We start from the raw sequence: 17,262 nt of genomic DNA on the forward strand, positions 1-17,262 counted from the left end.
TTTCAATAGGAGTTCAAATGAAAAAAACGATTTTTATTTTACCGTTAATTGCTACAGCATTTGCTATTTCTGGTTGTAATAAATCAAGTAATGTCAAAGATACCGATCTTATGCATCACCACTTTGTCCTAGTAAAAGCTAATGGTCAAGAACTTACTTCAGATGAGTATGCTGAATTAGAATTTGGTGAAAATATGACAATAACAGGAAAAATGTGCAATCTATTTTCTGGGAAAGTAGCATTAGATAATAATGTTATCAGAGGGGCTGGTTTATCCATGACTAAAATGGTTTGTCCTGATAGCGAACTGAGTAAATTAGACGCAGTCATCGAAGAATTAATTGTTAACGGTGCAAAGATTGAATTAACAAAGGATCAATTAATATTAAAGAATGAAGATAATGAACTTACTTATAAGGTTAAAGAGTTGATGTGATTAAAACGTAGGCGTTTCATCAAATATTTTGACAAATATTTATATAATCAGTATGTTTTTCGCTGATTTATAAAGACAATTTCATTATAAAAAGCTTTATTTTAAATGTAGTTAAGAATATAATGACTCCAGTTTTGTAGATGTCCAAGCTTTAATGAAAATGACTAATTCTTCAAATATTTTATTTAAGTTAAGTAACTATTCTTTTAGTTGCCCATCTCCCTTTATACACCAATCTAATCAATTCTCAAACATTGATTTTTTTTGCGAAAAAAGTTTATTTAAATTTTAAACATTAACCTTAACAACTAGTAGAAAATATTATGAAAAAGACAAAAATAGTTTGTACCATAGGCCCTAAATCTGAATCAAAAGAGATGCTAGCCAAATTATTAAACGCAGGAATGAATGTTATGCGTTTGAATTTTTCTCATGGTGATTATGAAGAGCATGGTAATCGAATAAAGAATTTACGAGAAGTCATGCAAGAAACTGGCTTAAAAGCTGCAATCATGCTAGATACTAAAGGACCTGAAATCCGTACTATTAAATTAGAAGGTGGGAATGATGTTTCGTTAGTTGCTGGCCAAACGTTCACCTTTACCACTGATAAAAATGTTATTGGTAATTCTGAACGTGTTGCGGTAACCTATGACGGCTTTGCGCATGATCTAAAACCAGGTAATCGCGTGCTAGTTGATGATGGCTTAATTGCTATGGATGTTAAAGAAGTTAAAGGTAATGAGGTTATCTGTACAGTTCTAAATAATGGTGATTTGGGCGAAAATAAAGGCATTAACTTACCTGGCGTTTCTATTAAATTACCCGCTTTAGCTGAAAAAGATAAAAATGATCTAATCTTTGGTTGTGAGCAAGGCGTTGACTTTATTGCAGCTTCATTTATTCGTAAACGTTCAGATGTTGAAGATATTCGTGCTCACTTAAAAACTCATGGCGGTGAGGATATCAAAATAATTTCTAAAATTGAGAACCAAGAAGGTCTTGATAATTTTGACGAAATTCTAGAAGCATCTGATGGTATTATGGTTGCTCGTGGTGATTTAGGTGTCGAGATTGCAGTTGAGGAAGTTATCTTTGCTCAAAAAATGATGATTAAAAAATGTAATCGAGCTTCAAAACCCGTTATTACCGCAACACAAATGCTTGACTCAATGATAAAAAACCCTCGCCCTACTCGTGCTGAAGCAGGTGATGTTGCTAACGCAATCATTGATGGCACTGATGCAGTAATGTTATCAGGCGAAAGTGCTAAAGGTAAATATCCACTTGAAACAGTAAATGTAATGGCGACTATTTGTAAACGTACTGATGGTACTATTCCAGCTTCTTTAGAACTTAGCGATAAAGAAGAAAAATTACGAATTACCGCTGCTGTGTGTTGTGGTGCTGTTGAAATTGCGGAACGACTTAATGTTCCTTTGATTGTTGTTGCAACTCGTAGTGGTAAATCAGCACGTGAAGTACGTCATTATTTCCCTAAAGCACGTATTTTAGCATTATCATCCAGTCAAAAAACAGTTAATCAATTAGCTTTATCTAAAGGTGTAGAGCCTATTTTAATTGATGCAATTAACTCGACTGATGATTTTTACCGTTTAGGTAAGGAAATGGCAGTTAAATATTGTGGTTTAAATCAAGGCGATACAATTGTGATGGTGTCAGGTGCGTTAGTTCCTAGTGGGACAACCAACACTACTTCAGTTCATAGAATTTAAGCAATTTTCATATCGTTAATTAAATATAAAAAGCTAGCTATATGCTAGCTTTTTTTTTTACTTAAGTTATCCTGTAAATATACAGTATTAATAAATTGTAAGAGATAAAAATGCTATCAGAAAAAGTATATTTTCCCAAAGAACTGAGTTGGTTGTCTTTCAATCAACGTGTTCTACAAGAAGCCGCCGATAAAAGTAATCCGCTTATTGAGCGTATTCGATTTTTAGGAATATACTCAAGCAATCTTGATGAATTTTATAAAGTGCAATTTGCTAATCTAAAAAAGTATGTATTGATTGAACAAGAACAATCTCAAGGTTCATCAAATTCAAAACAACTTTTACGCCAAGTTAATCAAAAAGTCATTCAATTGGAACTTCAGTTTGATCAGCTTTATAACGAATTATTACTTGAAATGGCCAGAAATCAGATTTTTCTGATTAATGAAAGACAATTATCCTCTTATCAAGAAAATTGGATAAAAAATTATTACAAAAAAAACCTAAGACAATATATAACACCTATCCTTCTTGATAGTCATACTGAACTGATACAATTCTTAAAAGACGATCATGCATATTTAGCAGTTGAAATAATTTGTGAAAATAATATAAGTTATGCTTTACTTGAACTACCTACGGATAATGTTTCGCGTTTTGTTTTATTGCCATCTGAAGTGTCTACTAAAAATAAATCAATTATATTTTTGGATAATATTTTACGCTATTGCCTACCAGACATATTTAAAGTTTTTTTTGATGCATTAGAACTAAATGCTTATTCTATTAATATCAATCGGGATGCTGAATATGAATTGAATACAGAATTAGATAGTTTACTGGAACTGATGTCTCAAGGATTAAAACAACGATTAACAGCACAACCTGTCCGATTTACCTATCAAAAAGACATGCCAAAAGCATTATTTGAATTGCTCATTAACAAATTAAGATTGACGGAGCAAGATGCAATGCCAGGAGGAAGATATCCGAATTTTAAAGATTTGGTGAAATTTCCTGATTTAGGCATTAAAAATTTGTTGAATAAACAAGTCCCAAATCTTGTTTATAATAGATTCAAACAATTTAGAAATGCATTTGCAGCAATCAAAGATCGTGATGTATTACTATATTATCCTTATTATTCATTTGGACATGTATTAGAAATCATGCGACAAGCATCTTTCGATCCAGCCGTGACACACATAAGAATGAATATTTACCGAGTTGCAAAAGATTCTCGTTTTATTCATGCTGCAATAAATGCCGCTAACAATGGAAAAAAAGTCACTGTGGTTGTTGAATTACAAGCCCGTTTTGATGAAGAAGCAAATATAAAATGGGCTAAAAGATTGATCAGCAGTGGTATTAAAGTTATTTACTCACAACCAAAATTAAAAATTCACGCCAAGTTATTTTTAATTGATCGTAAGGAAAATGATAAAATTGTTCGCTATGCTCATATTGGTTCGGGTAATTTTAATGAAAGAACCGCTAAAATTTATACCGATTTTTCATTATTAACAGCAGATCCTGTTATAACAGACGAAGTAAAAAAAGTTTTCAATTTTATTGAAAATCCATTTAAACCTGTATCTTTTAATTACTTACTGGTTTCTCCACAAAATACACGTTTACGTTTCCATGAATTCATTGAGCGAGAAATAACCAATGCTAAAGCAGGAAAATCTGCAGGTATTTATCTAAAACTTAATGCAATAACGGATAAAGAAATGATTGATGCACTTTATCGTGCATCGTGTGCAGGAGTCAAAATTAGAATGATTGTTCGAGGAACATGCGTACTAGTCCCGCAAATACCGGATTTAAGTGAAAATATCTTTATAACAAGCATTGTCGATCAATATTTAGAGCATGCTCGTGTTTATATTTTTGAAAATGAAGGAAAAAAAGATACCTATATCTCTTCAGCAGATTGGATGCCCAGAAATCTTGATAATCGTATTGAAGTTGGCGTTAAAATTTTTGATCCCATTTTAAAATCTACAATTCATGATATTTTTAGTATCCAATGTAATGATAATGTAAAAGCCAGAATTATTGATAAAGATAATACTAATAATTATGTATTAAGAGGTAATAAGAAAAAAATTAGGGCGCAACATGCTATTTATGATTATTTAAAGCAATTAGAAACGCTTGTGTAAGGAATTAGGAAAGTGACTAAATTAAATGAATATGCGGTTATTGATTTGGGGTCAAACAGTTTTCATATGGTCATCGCTCGTAGTGTAAATGGCATTTCACAAATCATTTATAAATGTAAAAAAAATATTCATTTAGCTACTGGATTAAATGATAACAATGAATTAAGCGAGTCAAGTATTAAACGTGGTGTAGAATGCCTTGCTTTGTTTGCTGAGCGATTAAAGGGTTTTCCTATTGAAAATGTTCGGATTGTCGCAACACACACATTGCGCATTGCTAAAAATAAACAGGCATTTTTAACGGCTTCGGCTAAAATAATACCCTATCCTGTCGAAATTATTTCAGGTCAAGAGGAAGCTCGCTTAATTTATCTTGGCATGATGACTACAGAATCGACAAGCAAAACCAGTACCAACTTTGTTATAGATATAGGTGGTGGATCGACCGAGATAGCAATTGGTAAAGGTAATAATCTTAAACCTTACATCGTTGCAAGTCGTCCAATGGGATGTGTCACTTATACGAAGCAATTTTTTTCTCAAAAAAAGATCGATAAAATATCTTTTCAACGAGCCAAACTTGCAGCAACACAACAAATAGAAAGTATTATTAATACCATAAAAAAACAGAATATTAGGGTTGCTTTTGGTACATCTGGTACGATCAAATCCATTTACAAAATACTATTGGATTTGGGTGTCAGTGACGGAATTATAACTCAAAAACGATTAAATGATTTAATTAGTTATATTTTAGAATTTGAATCTTTCCTTGATATTCAATATCCTTCTCTTTCTGATGAAAGAAAAAATGTTTTTGTCAGCGGCCTGGCTATTTTCAGTGGTGTTTTTGATGCATTAGAGTTACGAGCTTTACAATATTGTCCAGGTGCCTTACGTGAAGGGGTATTGTATGAACTCATTGATGGTATCAATTTTCGAGATATAAGAGAATCAACAGCTGAGTCTCTCTCTCAACATTATAATATAGATGAGCGACATGCAAAACAGGTTGTAAGAACCACTAACTATTTATTTTCACAATGGAAAAGGCAGTCTTCTGTTACTGTTCCAATTCATTTAGAATCAATATTATACTGGGCAGCGCAATTACACGAAGTAGGATTAAAAATTAATTTTTCTTCTATACATAAACATTCAAGTTATATTCTACAAAACAGTAATCTTCCAGGATTTAATGAGGAACAACAACTTCTTTTATCTTCTCTTGTTCGTTATCATAGGAAATCAATAAATATTGATAATTTGCCGTATTTTAGTCTTTTTGACTATAAACATATTATCCCATTATTGCAGATATTGAGATTATCAATATTAATCAATAATCAGCGTAATAATGACCTGAATTTAAATGCGTTTCGTTTGAAATTAGATGAAGATAAAATAACAAATATTACTTTAGAAATTGATGAGACATTTATTGGAAATAATAAACTTATTTTGCTTGATTTAGAACAAGAACAAAAATATTGGAATGCAGTTAATGACTGGAAGTTATCAATAGAACTATTTAACTAAATTCGATTAATATGTTTTTACCGCTAGTTAAACTAGCCGTAAAAACATTTCTTTATATTAAAAATCTTTCTTGATTAGCCTAATCCAATCATCTTCCACCATAATAAACCAATGGTGAAAACAATAATTAAATTCACAATACTGCATATAAAACCAACTTTCCACCATGTTTTTACTGGAACAAAACCTTCAGCGAATAATAATGGATTTCTAGCATTAGCAAATTGTGTAATTGAACCAAAATAATTTGTACAAATAACTAACGCAAAGATGGCTATCATTTGCGGTACACCAAGTGCAATTGCAACAGATAAAAAAACAGGAAATAAAGCAGCAATATGTGCATTACCACTGGCAAAAAAGTAGTGTAAATAAACATACGCGGTACATAATAGAATAATAACCAGTACCCAACTACTTTCACCTAAATGCCCTTTTATTGCATTACCTATTGTATCACCTAACCACTTTGTTACACCAAGTTTGTTAACTTGTCCTGCCATCATAAGTAAAGCGGCAAACCAAATTAAGGTATCCCAAGCTGCCTTTTCACTTTTAATATCCTCCCAATTCAATACACCTGTTAAAATTAAGAGGGTTAAACCAATAAAAGCTGTCGTGGTTGAGTCTATATTTAACTTATCACCAAAAATCCAAAAGCCTAAAAGCAGTATTACAGTACTTCCCATTATGATTTCTTTACCTGTTATTGCACCCATTTTTTTGAGTTCTTCAGAAGCTAATTTTGGTGCTTCAGGTGTTTTCTTAAGCTCTGGATTAGTTAAAAAATAGATAACTAAAGGAATAACAATAAAAGAGGCTAAACAGGGAACAAGAGCAGCAATAAACCATTGACCCCAACCTAATGTTATGCCAAGCGAAGATGTCACTAATTTAGCTGCGAGCAAATTTCCAGTAAATGCCGTTAAAAACATAGCCGAAGTAATATCATTAATATGGCTAATAGTTAGCATTAAAAAAGTGCCAATACGGTTTCTTGAGTTATCTTTTGGATTCGAATTAAAGTTAATGGATAAGGCTTCCGCAATTGGATAAATAACCCCTCCGGCTCGAGCAGTGGTACTTGGAATAGCCGGAGCTAAAGCAATATCGGTAACAGATAAACCATAGGCTAAGCCTAAAGTATTTCGGCCAAGAATTTTAACAAGGTAATAAGCAATCCTTTTGCTTAATCCAGTTTTAATAAAACCACGAGCAATCATAAAAGCGATAACAATAAGCCATATTAATGTACTATTTAATTCACTTAAGGCGATTTTAATTGATTCTGTAGCAGAAGTTGCGCCAGATGGTCTTAATACTGCAAATACGGTAATTGCCAGTAAACCAATTGCGCCAATAGGCATAATTTCAGCAACAATACAGGCAATAGTTGCTACAAATATAATACTTGTTCGCCATCCTTCTGTACTAATCCCATCAGGAGGCAATACAAATAACCATAAAATGATCGAAATAGCAGCAATAATAATAAATGGTAGCCATTTAACAGGTGGCTTTTTTATTGTGTGCATTGAATTTTCCTTCTTATTTAAAAATAGTTAAGCTTCAATAGAACCATCTCTTCTATCAAAATAGGGATATATTCAAATTACTAATTTAATAATGATGAATATAATCTGTAGCTTTTGTGCCAGCCTGTAAACCGAAGATAATAATATCTGCAACAGCATTTCCACCAATACGATTAGCGCCATGAACGCCTCCAACTACTTCTCCAGCAGCAAAGATGCCTTCAATAACATGATTTTGAGTATCCAAAACCTGTGTTTCCGCATTAATTGTTACTCCTCCCATTGTATGATGTATGCCGGGTGCAATTTTTATCGCATAATATGGAGCTTTATTGATAGGGTGACGCATACCTGTTGTTCGTTCAAAATCTTCATCATGTTTATTTATAACAAAATTATCATAACGTTTTATTGTTTCGGTTAATGTATTAGAATCAATGCTTAATTGTTTTGCTAAATCATCAAGAGTATTGGCTTGAATTACTAAATTACGTGAAATATACTCCTCCACTGATTTATTCTCATCGCGAACCTGTTGATCGAATAAGATATAAGCGTAATGTTCAGTTAGATTATTGATATGATTGGATACTTTATCACGCGTATCGAGTTCATTAACAAAACGTTTTCCATTTTGTGATATTAATATTGCTCCTCCACCACGAATCGATTCGGAAATAAGATAAGAGGTTGTTTGTTCAACAGTTGGATGAATTTGAATTTCTTTCATATCCACTGTACCAGCACCAAGCTTTTCAAGGATTGTAATTCCCGATCCTGTTGCACCTTTATGGTTAGTTGTTACAAAACCTTTAAGATCTGGTCGATATTTTTCAATCATCTCTAGATTTGCTCCAAATCCTCCCGTAGCAATAACAACAGCTTTTGTTTTAATTGTATAAATTGAACCATCTTCTTGGATAACTTTTACCCCGGTTACTTTATGATTTTCTGTTACAATTTCGGTAACATTTGTATCAAGCATGACTTCAATACCACGGTTGTTAATATTTTTAACTAATCCACTAATTAAAAAACCACCTACCGCTGCTCCACTTTCTGGTCGATGAGTTCGATCAATACTCATTCCTCCAGTTGTAGTAATACCACTTAAAGTGATACCATTTGTATCTAACCAATCGATAGCATCTGGTGCATTTTCGACAAAATACCTTAATAAGTCAGGGTTATTTTTGTTTTTTCCTCCAGTCATTGTTTCTTTATAGAAAAGATCTTTACTATCTTTAATTCCTTTTAGTTTCTGGAATTTTGTTTCAGCTGCATTCATACCGGCCGAAGCTTTATTAGTATTTCCACCAATTACTGACATTTTTTCAATAATTACGACATTTGCACCTAAGTCATGCGCACGAATTGCTGCAGCTAAACCTGCTCCTCCACTTCCAACAACAACAATATCATAGGATTTATCATTCGGATCACCACCTTCGGCTAGAATGGCATCTTTATTGGATTGAACCATAGCTTTAGTTACCGCTTTTTTGAAAGCTTCACATTGAGTTGTAGCACCAGAAATGGTATCGACATGAGGACTATTTGAAGTAATGATTCTTTCTTTTATTTCATTAAAATTGCTCAACACATCATTATCAAAATTATTGGCATTAACCAATTGCATATCTTTAATATAGTCTTTTGCTAGTTCAACATTGATCGTAAATTCAAAGGACTCATCATTGACTTTTTCTTGATAATTACCTGGTTTGAATTTTTTGTTATTCAAGTTTACATCTCGAATTAAACTTTCAACTAATGAAAAACTCCATAAAGGAACAGGAATGTTGAGTTCTTCTCGCTTATCACTATTAATAAATAACTCAAGTTTTTCACCGTTTTTAATTCTACTAGTCCAGTCAGGATAGGCAATGCAGGCTCGGCCAACTGCCACTAAATCGTAACCATTTTCTAAGGCAGTTTCTAAGTCGGTTTGGTTTATTACATTTCCCACACCTACAACGGGGATCTTAGCTAATGTCTTAGAACGCATTGCAACATATTTTTTTATTAATGGTGTTGGATCCTCAATATCGACAATGGATGATCTTAAAATAGCCCCCATTGAAAAATGAACATAATCTAGTCCTTTTTCGGCTAATTTCTCAAGCAAATACATTGTATCATCAAATCGAATGCCTGGTATTTCTAACTCTTCTGGTGAAAAGCGATAACCGATAATGAACTCAGAGTTCGCAAACTGCTTAACAATATTGTGAGTAATGTCTAAAACGGCCAAAGGGAATCTTGAACGATTATCGCGACTTCCCCCCCATTTGTCATTGCGTTGATTGGAATTAGGTGAATAAAATTGTTGAATTAAATAGGTATTCGCTCCGTGAATTTCTACACCATCAAAACCTGCTTGGATAGCTCGTCTAACAGCTTGTCCAAATTTCTCGATCATTTCATCTACTTCGTTCTCGGTTAATTCTATTGGTGTAGCAGCTTCAGGTCTTGGTGCGGCAATTGAACTAGGCCCTATAGGAGAAAGCCCACCGATAAGCTTAGGCTCCACCATTCTACCACCATGATAAACCTGAATGATTGCTTTAGAACCTTTTTCTTTGATTGCTTGAGCTATTTTTGCTAATCCCTCAATTTTATCATCGCTATCTAATCCAATAGCGCCAGGAAAAGCTAAACCTTTTTTATCGACAAAGCCACATTCAACAATAATGGTACCAATTTCTCCAGATCTTGCTTGGTAATATTCAATTAAATCAGAAGTTACAGAACCTTCATAAAATCCAGAACAAGTAGTCATTGGTGCCATAATTATGCGATTTTTTAATTCAATGCCATTAGGTAAGGTTAATGGTTCAAAAGCATTTTTTTTTGTCATTTTATGTACCTGATAATTACTAAAATTTATTTATAACGGCAATAATAACATTATTAATCATCATCCTCTACAGACAATAGCTTCATTTGTAAGTTTTGTATCATTTTTTCGACAGAAATTATTTCAAATTTATTAAAAAATTATAAAATTATTTACTTTTTAAAAAATTAAATGTTGTTCATTTTATACCAGTTTTCCATTTCTTATTAATAAATATGAATTATTAGTCTAAAAAATAACACTGTAAGTATTTCATTTACTTGTAATTTTATTATTACTTAATTCTTGAACTTTAATTCTAATCGGTTAAAATGCCTGACAATTTACGTAGAAAGGGACGGTAGATGATTGTGGTACAGACACACAAAATGAAAGCAATTTTAAAACATCACTCTTTTTCTATTGTAATTAATGATCCTCCATTTCGGAGGATTTTTTATTTTAACCCTCTCTTTTTTTCCTTTTCATCTCAGATTATCAAACAAATTCAATTTATGTATAAAAACAACAGGAGCAAGCATGAAATCTTTGATCCCTTTTTATAATCCAAGTATTAGTTATGAAGATAATTATGCTCAAGGACCTTTTGGACTTTTCAATCAATTAGATAAGGCAGAACAAGTACCAACTCAGCGGACTAAATTTCTAAATATTGATGTAAACTTACCTTTTGGAATGCCTGCTGGTCCATTATTAAATGCAAATTATATCAAAGCAGCTTTCGTATATGGATTTGATTTATGTGTGTACAAAACAGTAAGAACAAAGATGCATAAATGCCATCCTTTACCCAATGTTTTGTCCGTACACCCTAAAGGTAAATTATCTTGTAATCTTGACACAGTCTTAGCTGATACCAATTATAGTCAACCATTGTCAATTACTAACTCTTTTGGCGTTCCATCTTTTGCGCCAGACGTTTGGCAACCAGATATGGCTGAAGCAGTTAAAGCTGCGGGAACTGGTCAATGTGTTATCGGAAGCTTTCAAGGTACTCAAGGCAATGGTGCTATTGAAAAAGACTATGCCTTAGCAGCAAAATTAGTCAGAGAAACGGGTTCACCCATTCTTGAGGCGAATCTCAGTTGCCCTAACGAAGGTGCAAGTAAGCTACTTTGCTTCGATGTGGATAGTGTTGAACGCATTGTTAATGAAATAAAAATAGCGGTACCTGATCGCCCTCTTATTCTAAAATTAGCCTATTTTCCTGATGATGAAAAAATAGTGTCATTATTAAAACGAGTTGGCTCAATTATTGATGGTTTAAGTACTATTAATACCCTTTCTGCCAAACCAGTTGATACAAATGGTTATCCTGCATTAGGTGAGAATAGAAAAGAAGGTGGAATCTGTGGCGATGCTATTCGTTGGGCTGGTTTAGATATGGTGACTCGTTTAGCTAAATATCGTCAACAAATGGAATTAAAATTTGCAATTGTTGGTGTTGGTGGTGTAAGTTCAAGCGAACATTATAATGAATTTATAAAAGCTGGCGCTACTGCGGTAATGAGTGCCACAGGCGCAATGTGGAATCCTTTACTTGCGATAGAAATTAAAAAAAGTCTAAAACAATAATAAAGGCATTCATTAAAAAAGTTACAGGGTAACTTATATGCCCTTTAACTTTTTAACCTAATTTAATCTTATTCCTAACCCGATTACCTTTATTTATTTTTTGTTAAAAATAACATAACCAAATATTAGGTGTGCTAAAAAAACAATAACAAGAATGATTCTAACATGTAAAGAGTTAAAGATAACAAAAGGTATGAATAATGCAACAAACACCATTAACAGCATTTTAAATAAACTTGATTGTGTTGCTTTTTTCTCAATAAACATTTTTTGTATATAAATTTGATAATATTTACTTTTAGTAAAATAAGCATAAAGGCGATCCGAACTATTAAGCCAAAGATAAGCCGTTAATAAATAGAAGGGTACTGTAGGTAAAATTGGCACAAAAATGCCAACTGTTCCTAAAACAAAAGAAAGACTTCCTAAAAATATAAATAAACTTTTTTTTAACATTATAAATTTTAGCTCTGAGTAAATTGAATATTCGATTGGCGTTGAATCTAAAGTAACATTTTCATACTCTACTTTCTAATGCATCTATTAGCCTCATCATCCCTCTTCTGAACTGACTATAGCCATTAGAAGTTTCATCTTTTTTGTTTTTTTATTGTAGATAAAAAACGTATTTAAATTGTTTTGTGTTTTGTTAGAATCAAAACGATTTAAACATAGGTAAAATATACTTAATTAGAGTTAGAATAATATCATAATATTTCAATATTATGCTTGTTATTGATCTTAACACAAAATTCACTGTTTTGATCTTATCAAACATAAGCTATAGCATATAAAACATTAAAGTTTATGAAGGTATATTTGTACGACCAAAAATGATTAATAAAAATGCATATACAGAAGCTATAAAGAAATTTACTGCTGAATTGTTTTAGAATAAAAGAATAGATGAGATTAAGAATTGGCGGAACGGACGGGGCTCGAACCCGCGACCCCCTGCGTGACAGGCAGGTATTCTAACCAACTGAACTACCGCTCCGCTTTTTGATTCCTTTAATGAACAACATTAAAGTAGGCGTGATATTAAAGATTATTTTCTTATTCGTCAATCATATTTTTTAAATCATGGTTTAATTGCATATAAAAACATCATTAATGTATTTTCCACATGGCCTTACCACTTTTCTTTTCGATTTTCTTTATAATTAACTCATGTTCAGAAAGCTCATCTTGGGTGGCTCTGATGATCTTTAATGGATTATTTGTACGTTCTATTCTTTTAATAGCACTGCCTTCTGTTAAACTTGAAAGATGTTCATCCGAACTAAAAGATAAAGTTGTTTGCCCACCAGTCATGGCTAAATAGACTTCAGCTAAGATCTCGGCATCAAGTAAAGCGCCATGAAGGGTTCGATGAGAATTATCGATTTGATAGCGTTCACAAAGCACATCTAAATTATTCCGTTTACCCGGAAACATGCGTCTTGCCATAGCCAAAGTATCAGTTATGATACAATGCTCGGCAGTTTTAAAATCTAGTCCACAAAGACGAAATTCGTAATCCATAAATCCCACATCAAATGAAGCGTTATGAATCACGAGCTCAGCACCATCAATGAATTTAATAAAATCATGAGCTATATTTTTGAAAATCGGTTTATCTTTCACAAATTGGTCACTGATACCATGAACTCGAAACGCCTCTTCATCAATTAAGCGCTCAGGATTAATATAAACATGAAAATGATTGCCAGTTAATCGACGGTTAACCACTTCAACAGCGCCGATTTCAATAATTTTATGTCCTTCATAATGATTATTGCCATCTTGATTCATACCTGTGGTTTCTGTATCTAATACAATTTGGCGGTTACAATTAGTTATCACATTATTCTCTTTTTATGTATTAATCAATGTTGGGAAAAACAAAATAGTGATATAGTCTAGCACTAAAATTCTTTGATGTTGATATCTTCAAAAATTGAAGTGAATAATTTAATCAAATTAGTACAAATACTTTACTATTTTATATCAAATCCATATTCAAACTTTTAGTTGATTATTTTAAAAGATTATTAAAATGTTAAAACAAATTGAAATATACACAGATGGCTCTTGCCTTGGTAATCCTGGTCCAGGTGGATATGCCGCAATATTAAAATATAAGCAAAACGAAAAAATCTTATCTCAAGGTTTTTTTAAAACAACAAACAATCGCATGGAGTTATTAGCCACTATTGTTGCCTTAGAGCAATTAAAACAAACTTGCCAAGTAAAACTCTATTCCGATAGTCAATATGTTCGCAACGGGATTACCAATTGGATCCATGGATGGAAAAAAAACGGCTGGAAAACATCCAATAATAAACCGGTTAAAAATGTAGATTTGTGGATTCGATTAGACGAACTGGTCCAAACTCAAAAAATTGAATGGATTTGGGTAAAAGGCCATGCTGGACATATCGAGAATGAACGTTGTGATATTATTGCAAAATCCATGGCAGAAACACCGAACTTATCCGATGTTGTATTTGAGCAATCGTTATCTGATAAAAAGTAAATAATGAGAGTATTAAATTTGTATGTTTTATTAGAGTACTGATAATAAGTGTAAATTTTTAATCAATTGCAATCAGTAATGTTTACGGAGTCAATCATCAATGTTTCACTTACATACCATTCGGGCATTAAAAGATAACTATATATGGTTATTAGAAAATTCATGTAAACAGGTCATCATCGTTGACCCAGGTACTGCCGAACCTGTGATTAATTATCTTAATCAAAATGAATTATTGCCACTTGCAATTTTACTTACTCATCACCATATAGACCACGTTGGAGGTGTGAGCGAGCTAAAAAACAAATATCCCAATGCAACTATCTATGGTCCCAGTGAAATTAAGTTACCAATCACCAATCTAACTAATCAACATGAAGTTAGTATTGGTGATTTCTATTTTAAAGTGATTCCTTTACCTGGACATACTTTAGGGCATTTAGCATATTATTGTCATCCTTATCTGTTTTGTGGTGATACATTATTTTCTGCTGGATGTGGAAGAATTTTTGAAGGAACTTATCAACAAATGTTGTGTTCGCTTAAAAAATTAAAACAGTTCCCTGATGATACTTTTATTTGTGCAGGACATGAACTTACTTTAGCGAATTTAAATTTTGCTAAGAGTATGGTTCCTGATGACAAGGAAATAAATCATTATTTTAATAGTATGAGTAATCGATCAGTGACGTTACCTTCTACATTAAATAACGAAAAACGAATTAATTTATTTTTACGATGCGAAGAAAAATCTTTACAAGATAAATTTAATTTCAACAATGAATTAGAGTTGTTTGTTTTTTTTAGGAGCCTAAAAGATAATTTTTAGGTATAATAGTAATCTTAAACAATATAGAATTTAGTCTGTCTAATGAAAAAATTATTAATATTTACAATGTTATGCTCTTTTTTAGGTGCATGTCAGCAGTATAGTGGACCACGCCATAATGCAGTTGTTAGAATAAAGTACTCAAAAAATACCGTAGCTAATAATAGACAAACTGTCAGTAATAGTAATTATGTATCTATCACTCAGAATCCATGGCAGTATATGAACAATCAGATTAATGTTAATGTTCCAGAGAATAGTCGCATTAAAGCTGAAAGAGAGCGATTATTACGTGATCCTCAAGGATTTGAAACTATCGCATTGCGATCAGAGCCATATGTTTATTATATAATTAATCAATTACGTAAAAATAATTTACCTGTTGAGTTAGCTTTAGTGCCATTAATTGAAAGTGCTTATGATCCATTAGCGACTTCATCCGCTCAAGCTGCTGGTTTATGGCAATTTGTACCTATAACAGCAAAAGAGTACGGCTTAAAACAAAGTCATTATTTTGATGCTCGCCGTGATTTAATTGCTTCAACAAGTTCAGCCATTTCATTATTGCAAAACCTAAATGAACGCTTTAATGGCGATTGGCTATTAACTCTTGCTGCTTATAACGCTGGTGAAGGACGTGTAAGAAAAGCTATTGAAAAAAACCAAGCGAGAGGATTATCAACTGACTATTGGTCTTTAGAATTACCAAACGAAACAATGCACTATGTCCCTAAAATTTTAGCAATAGTTGATATTGTTAAAAATAATGCTCGATATGGAGTTAAATTACCTGATTGTAATTATGAGAATTCACTTGTCAGAATTGATATAACTAAAAACATTTCCTTAGCTAAAATTGCTAAATATACAGGGCTGTCACTAAATGAGTTAACGACCTATAATGCGGGCTATGTACAACAAACCCTAAATGGTCCTTTCCATTTGCTTGTTCCACATACTCATGCGAAAAGTTTATATCAAAAATTACAAGCCGAGAATCTTGTAGCAAACGAAATAACTGAACTTTTGCAAGATATACCACATGCTCCGATGCCGTTTGAAGTTAAATCATCAGCAATTCAGCATAGTGATTTAAGTAATAAAACCGTGAGTTCAATTGTAGAGAATAACAGCAACAATACACAAATAACCTATCAGGTGAAAGCGGGTGATAACCTCTATAGTATTGCGCAAAATTATCGAGTTAAAATTACCGATCTGCTGTTATGGAACAAACTAAAAAATCAAAGAGTCAAAGAAGGAGATGTTTTAACAATTAACCTTGTGAATGCAAATCCAATTTAAAATTTACATATAGAGGATTATGATCTGATGCATTTGTACTAATTATCTGCGCTGCATCAAGCTGTAATCCTCGATAAAAGACAAAATCTAAAGGTCTTCCCATAAATGTTTTTCGAATATCAATGCTAAAATTTACTGATTTAAGACCAATTGAACTCACTAAATAAAATAATAAATCTAGTCGCTGTTTACTCCACGCATTAAAATCCCCTGCCAATATCACCGGTCCATGATGCTCACTGATACGATTTAATAAAATATGCATTTGTTGGCGATAAACTTTAACTCCAATACTAAAATTGACAGCATGAATGTTTGCAACCAATAATTGTTGGGTAGAATGTTGAATAGGGTAGATTGTTATTAACGCCGATTTAGGAACCCGAATCAGTGGTTCTTTCTCCTTAAATGACAAAATCGATGTAGGTAAACTGTCGGTTATAGTCATAACACCTGCATAAATATCGTTTAAACAATAAGCTGGAACATGATCGGCTATTTTGTTATGTCGTGAAATAAAATTCAATAATTGAGTAGTAGTTTGGGCTTCTTGTAGTAAAATTATTTTAGCTTTATCGGCATAAAGTTCCAAAATATTAATACATTCCGCCCTTTTTTGTTTAAAAATATTCCAAACCAAAATTGAGAAATACTCTCTATCAATCAGTGGCTTAGTAACCACTATGTGATTTTTAGGTAATATCAATTCAACATCGCTATTTCCCTGATATCTTAATGTATAATTGCGTTTTTTGAACAT

The 17,262-nt window shown here is 32.5% G+C and carries 13 protein-coding genes and 1 tRNA gene; 8 read left to right on the forward strand and 6 right to left on the reverse strand.

What is annotated here, in order from left to right:
* Positions 1 to 17 precede the first annotated feature (17 nt).
* From J4T76_RS10935 to J4T76_RS10950, 4 genes are all read left to right on the forward strand, one after another.
* Positions 18 to 437 (forward strand): META domain-containing protein, encoded by a 420-nt coding sequence (locus J4T76_RS10935; protein ID WP_267342018.1) that lies wholly within the window; start codon positions 18 to 20, stop codon positions 435 to 437.
* A 323-nt stretch (positions 438 to 760) separates the two neighbouring features.
* Positions 761 to 2,173: a pyruvate kinase PykF gene (gene pykF / locus J4T76_RS10940; RefSeq protein WP_267342019.1), complete on the forward strand. Its 1,413-nt coding sequence runs from the start codon at positions 761 to 763 to the stop codon at positions 2,171 to 2,173.
* Positions 2,174 to 2,283: 110 nt separating this feature from the next.
* The gene (ppk1, locus tag J4T76_RS10945) at positions 2,284 to 4,341 is read left to right on the forward strand and encodes a polyphosphate kinase 1 (protein WP_267342020.1); all 2,058 of its coding nucleotides are present in this window, start codon (positions 2,284 to 2,286) and stop codon (positions 4,339 to 4,341) included.
* Between the two features lie 12 nt (positions 4,342 to 4,353).
* Entirely contained in the window at positions 4,354 to 5,880 is a 1,527-nt protein-coding gene (locus J4T76_RS10950) for a Ppx/GppA phosphatase family protein (protein ID WP_267342021.1), read from the forward strand.
* A gap of 74 nt (positions 5,881 to 5,954) precedes the next feature.
* Here J4T76_RS10950 and J4T76_RS10955 read toward each other — a convergent pair whose 3' ends face one another.
* Positions 5,955 to 7,415 carry a DASS family sodium-coupled anion symporter gene (locus J4T76_RS10955; RefSeq protein WP_267346334.1) on the reverse strand — a complete coding sequence of 487 codons (1,461 nt, stop codon included), beginning with the start codon at positions 7,413 to 7,415 and terminating at the stop codon, positions 5,955 to 5,957.
* 85 nt (positions 7,416 to 7,500) lie between these two features.
* Positions 7,501 to 10,275 (reverse strand): flavocytochrome c, encoded by a 2,775-nt coding sequence (locus J4T76_RS10960; RefSeq protein ID WP_267342023.1) that lies wholly within the window; start codon positions 10,273 to 10,275, stop codon positions 7,501 to 7,503.
* Positions 10,276 to 10,794: 519 nt separating this feature from the next.
* Between J4T76_RS10960 and J4T76_RS10965 the strand changes: the two genes are divergently transcribed.
* Positions 10,795 to 11,850: a hypothetical protein gene (locus tag J4T76_RS10965; protein WP_267342024.1), complete on the forward strand. Its 1,056-nt coding sequence runs from the start codon at positions 10,795 to 10,797 to the stop codon at positions 11,848 to 11,850.
* 93 nt (positions 11,851 to 11,943) lie between these two features.
* Here J4T76_RS10965 and J4T76_RS10970 read toward each other — a convergent pair whose 3' ends face one another.
* The 3 genes from J4T76_RS10970 to dnaQ all read right to left on the reverse strand — a co-directional run bounded on the left by J4T76_RS10970 (position 11,944) and on the right by dnaQ (position 13,695).
* Positions 11,944 to 12,306 carry a YbaN family protein gene (locus tag J4T76_RS10970; protein ID WP_267342025.1) on the reverse strand — a complete coding sequence of 121 codons (363 nt, stop codon included), beginning with the start codon at positions 12,304 to 12,306 and terminating at the stop codon, positions 11,944 to 11,946.
* 464 nt (positions 12,307 to 12,770) lie between these two features.
* Positions 12,771 to 12,847 (reverse strand) — tRNA-Asp (locus J4T76_RS10975).
* 113 nt (positions 12,848 to 12,960) lie between these two features.
* A complete protein-coding gene (dnaQ, locus tag J4T76_RS10980; RefSeq protein WP_267342026.1) occupies positions 12,961 to 13,695 on the reverse strand; it encodes a DNA polymerase III subunit epsilon in 735 nt (244 codons plus the stop codon).
* A gap of 193 nt (positions 13,696 to 13,888) precedes the next feature.
* On the opposite strand from dnaQ, the gene rnhA reads away from it, so the two are divergent.
* The 3 genes from rnhA (at position 13,889) to J4T76_RS10995 (ending at position 16,502) form a co-directional block, all read left to right on the forward strand.
* Positions 13,889 to 14,368: a ribonuclease HI gene (gene rnhA, locus J4T76_RS10985; protein WP_267342027.1), complete on the forward strand. Its 480-nt coding sequence runs from the start codon at positions 13,889 to 13,891 to the stop codon at positions 14,366 to 14,368.
* Positions 14,369 to 14,468: 100 nt separating this feature from the next.
* Positions 14,469 to 15,197 (forward strand): hydroxyacylglutathione hydrolase, encoded by a 729-nt coding sequence (gene gloB, locus J4T76_RS10990; protein ID WP_267342028.1) that lies wholly within the window; start codon positions 14,469 to 14,471, stop codon positions 15,195 to 15,197.
* Between the two features lie 42 nt (positions 15,198 to 15,239).
* The gene (locus J4T76_RS10995; protein ID WP_267342029.1) at positions 15,240 to 16,502 is read left to right on the forward strand and encodes a transglycosylase SLT domain-containing protein; all 1,263 of its coding nucleotides are present in this window, start codon (positions 15,240 to 15,242) and stop codon (positions 16,500 to 16,502) included.
* Here the strand turns inward: J4T76_RS10995 and J4T76_RS11000 are convergent.
* Positions 16,474 to 17,262: an endonuclease/exonuclease/phosphatase family protein gene (locus J4T76_RS11000; RefSeq protein ID WP_267342031.1), complete on the reverse strand. Its 789-nt coding sequence runs from the start codon at positions 17,260 to 17,262 to the stop codon at positions 16,474 to 16,476. The genes J4T76_RS10995 and J4T76_RS11000 overlap by 29 nt on opposite strands.

This window comes from Gilliamella sp. B3022, assembly GCF_028751545.1.
Taxonomy (GTDB): Bacteria; Pseudomonadota; Gammaproteobacteria; order Enterobacterales; family Orbaceae; genus Gilliamella.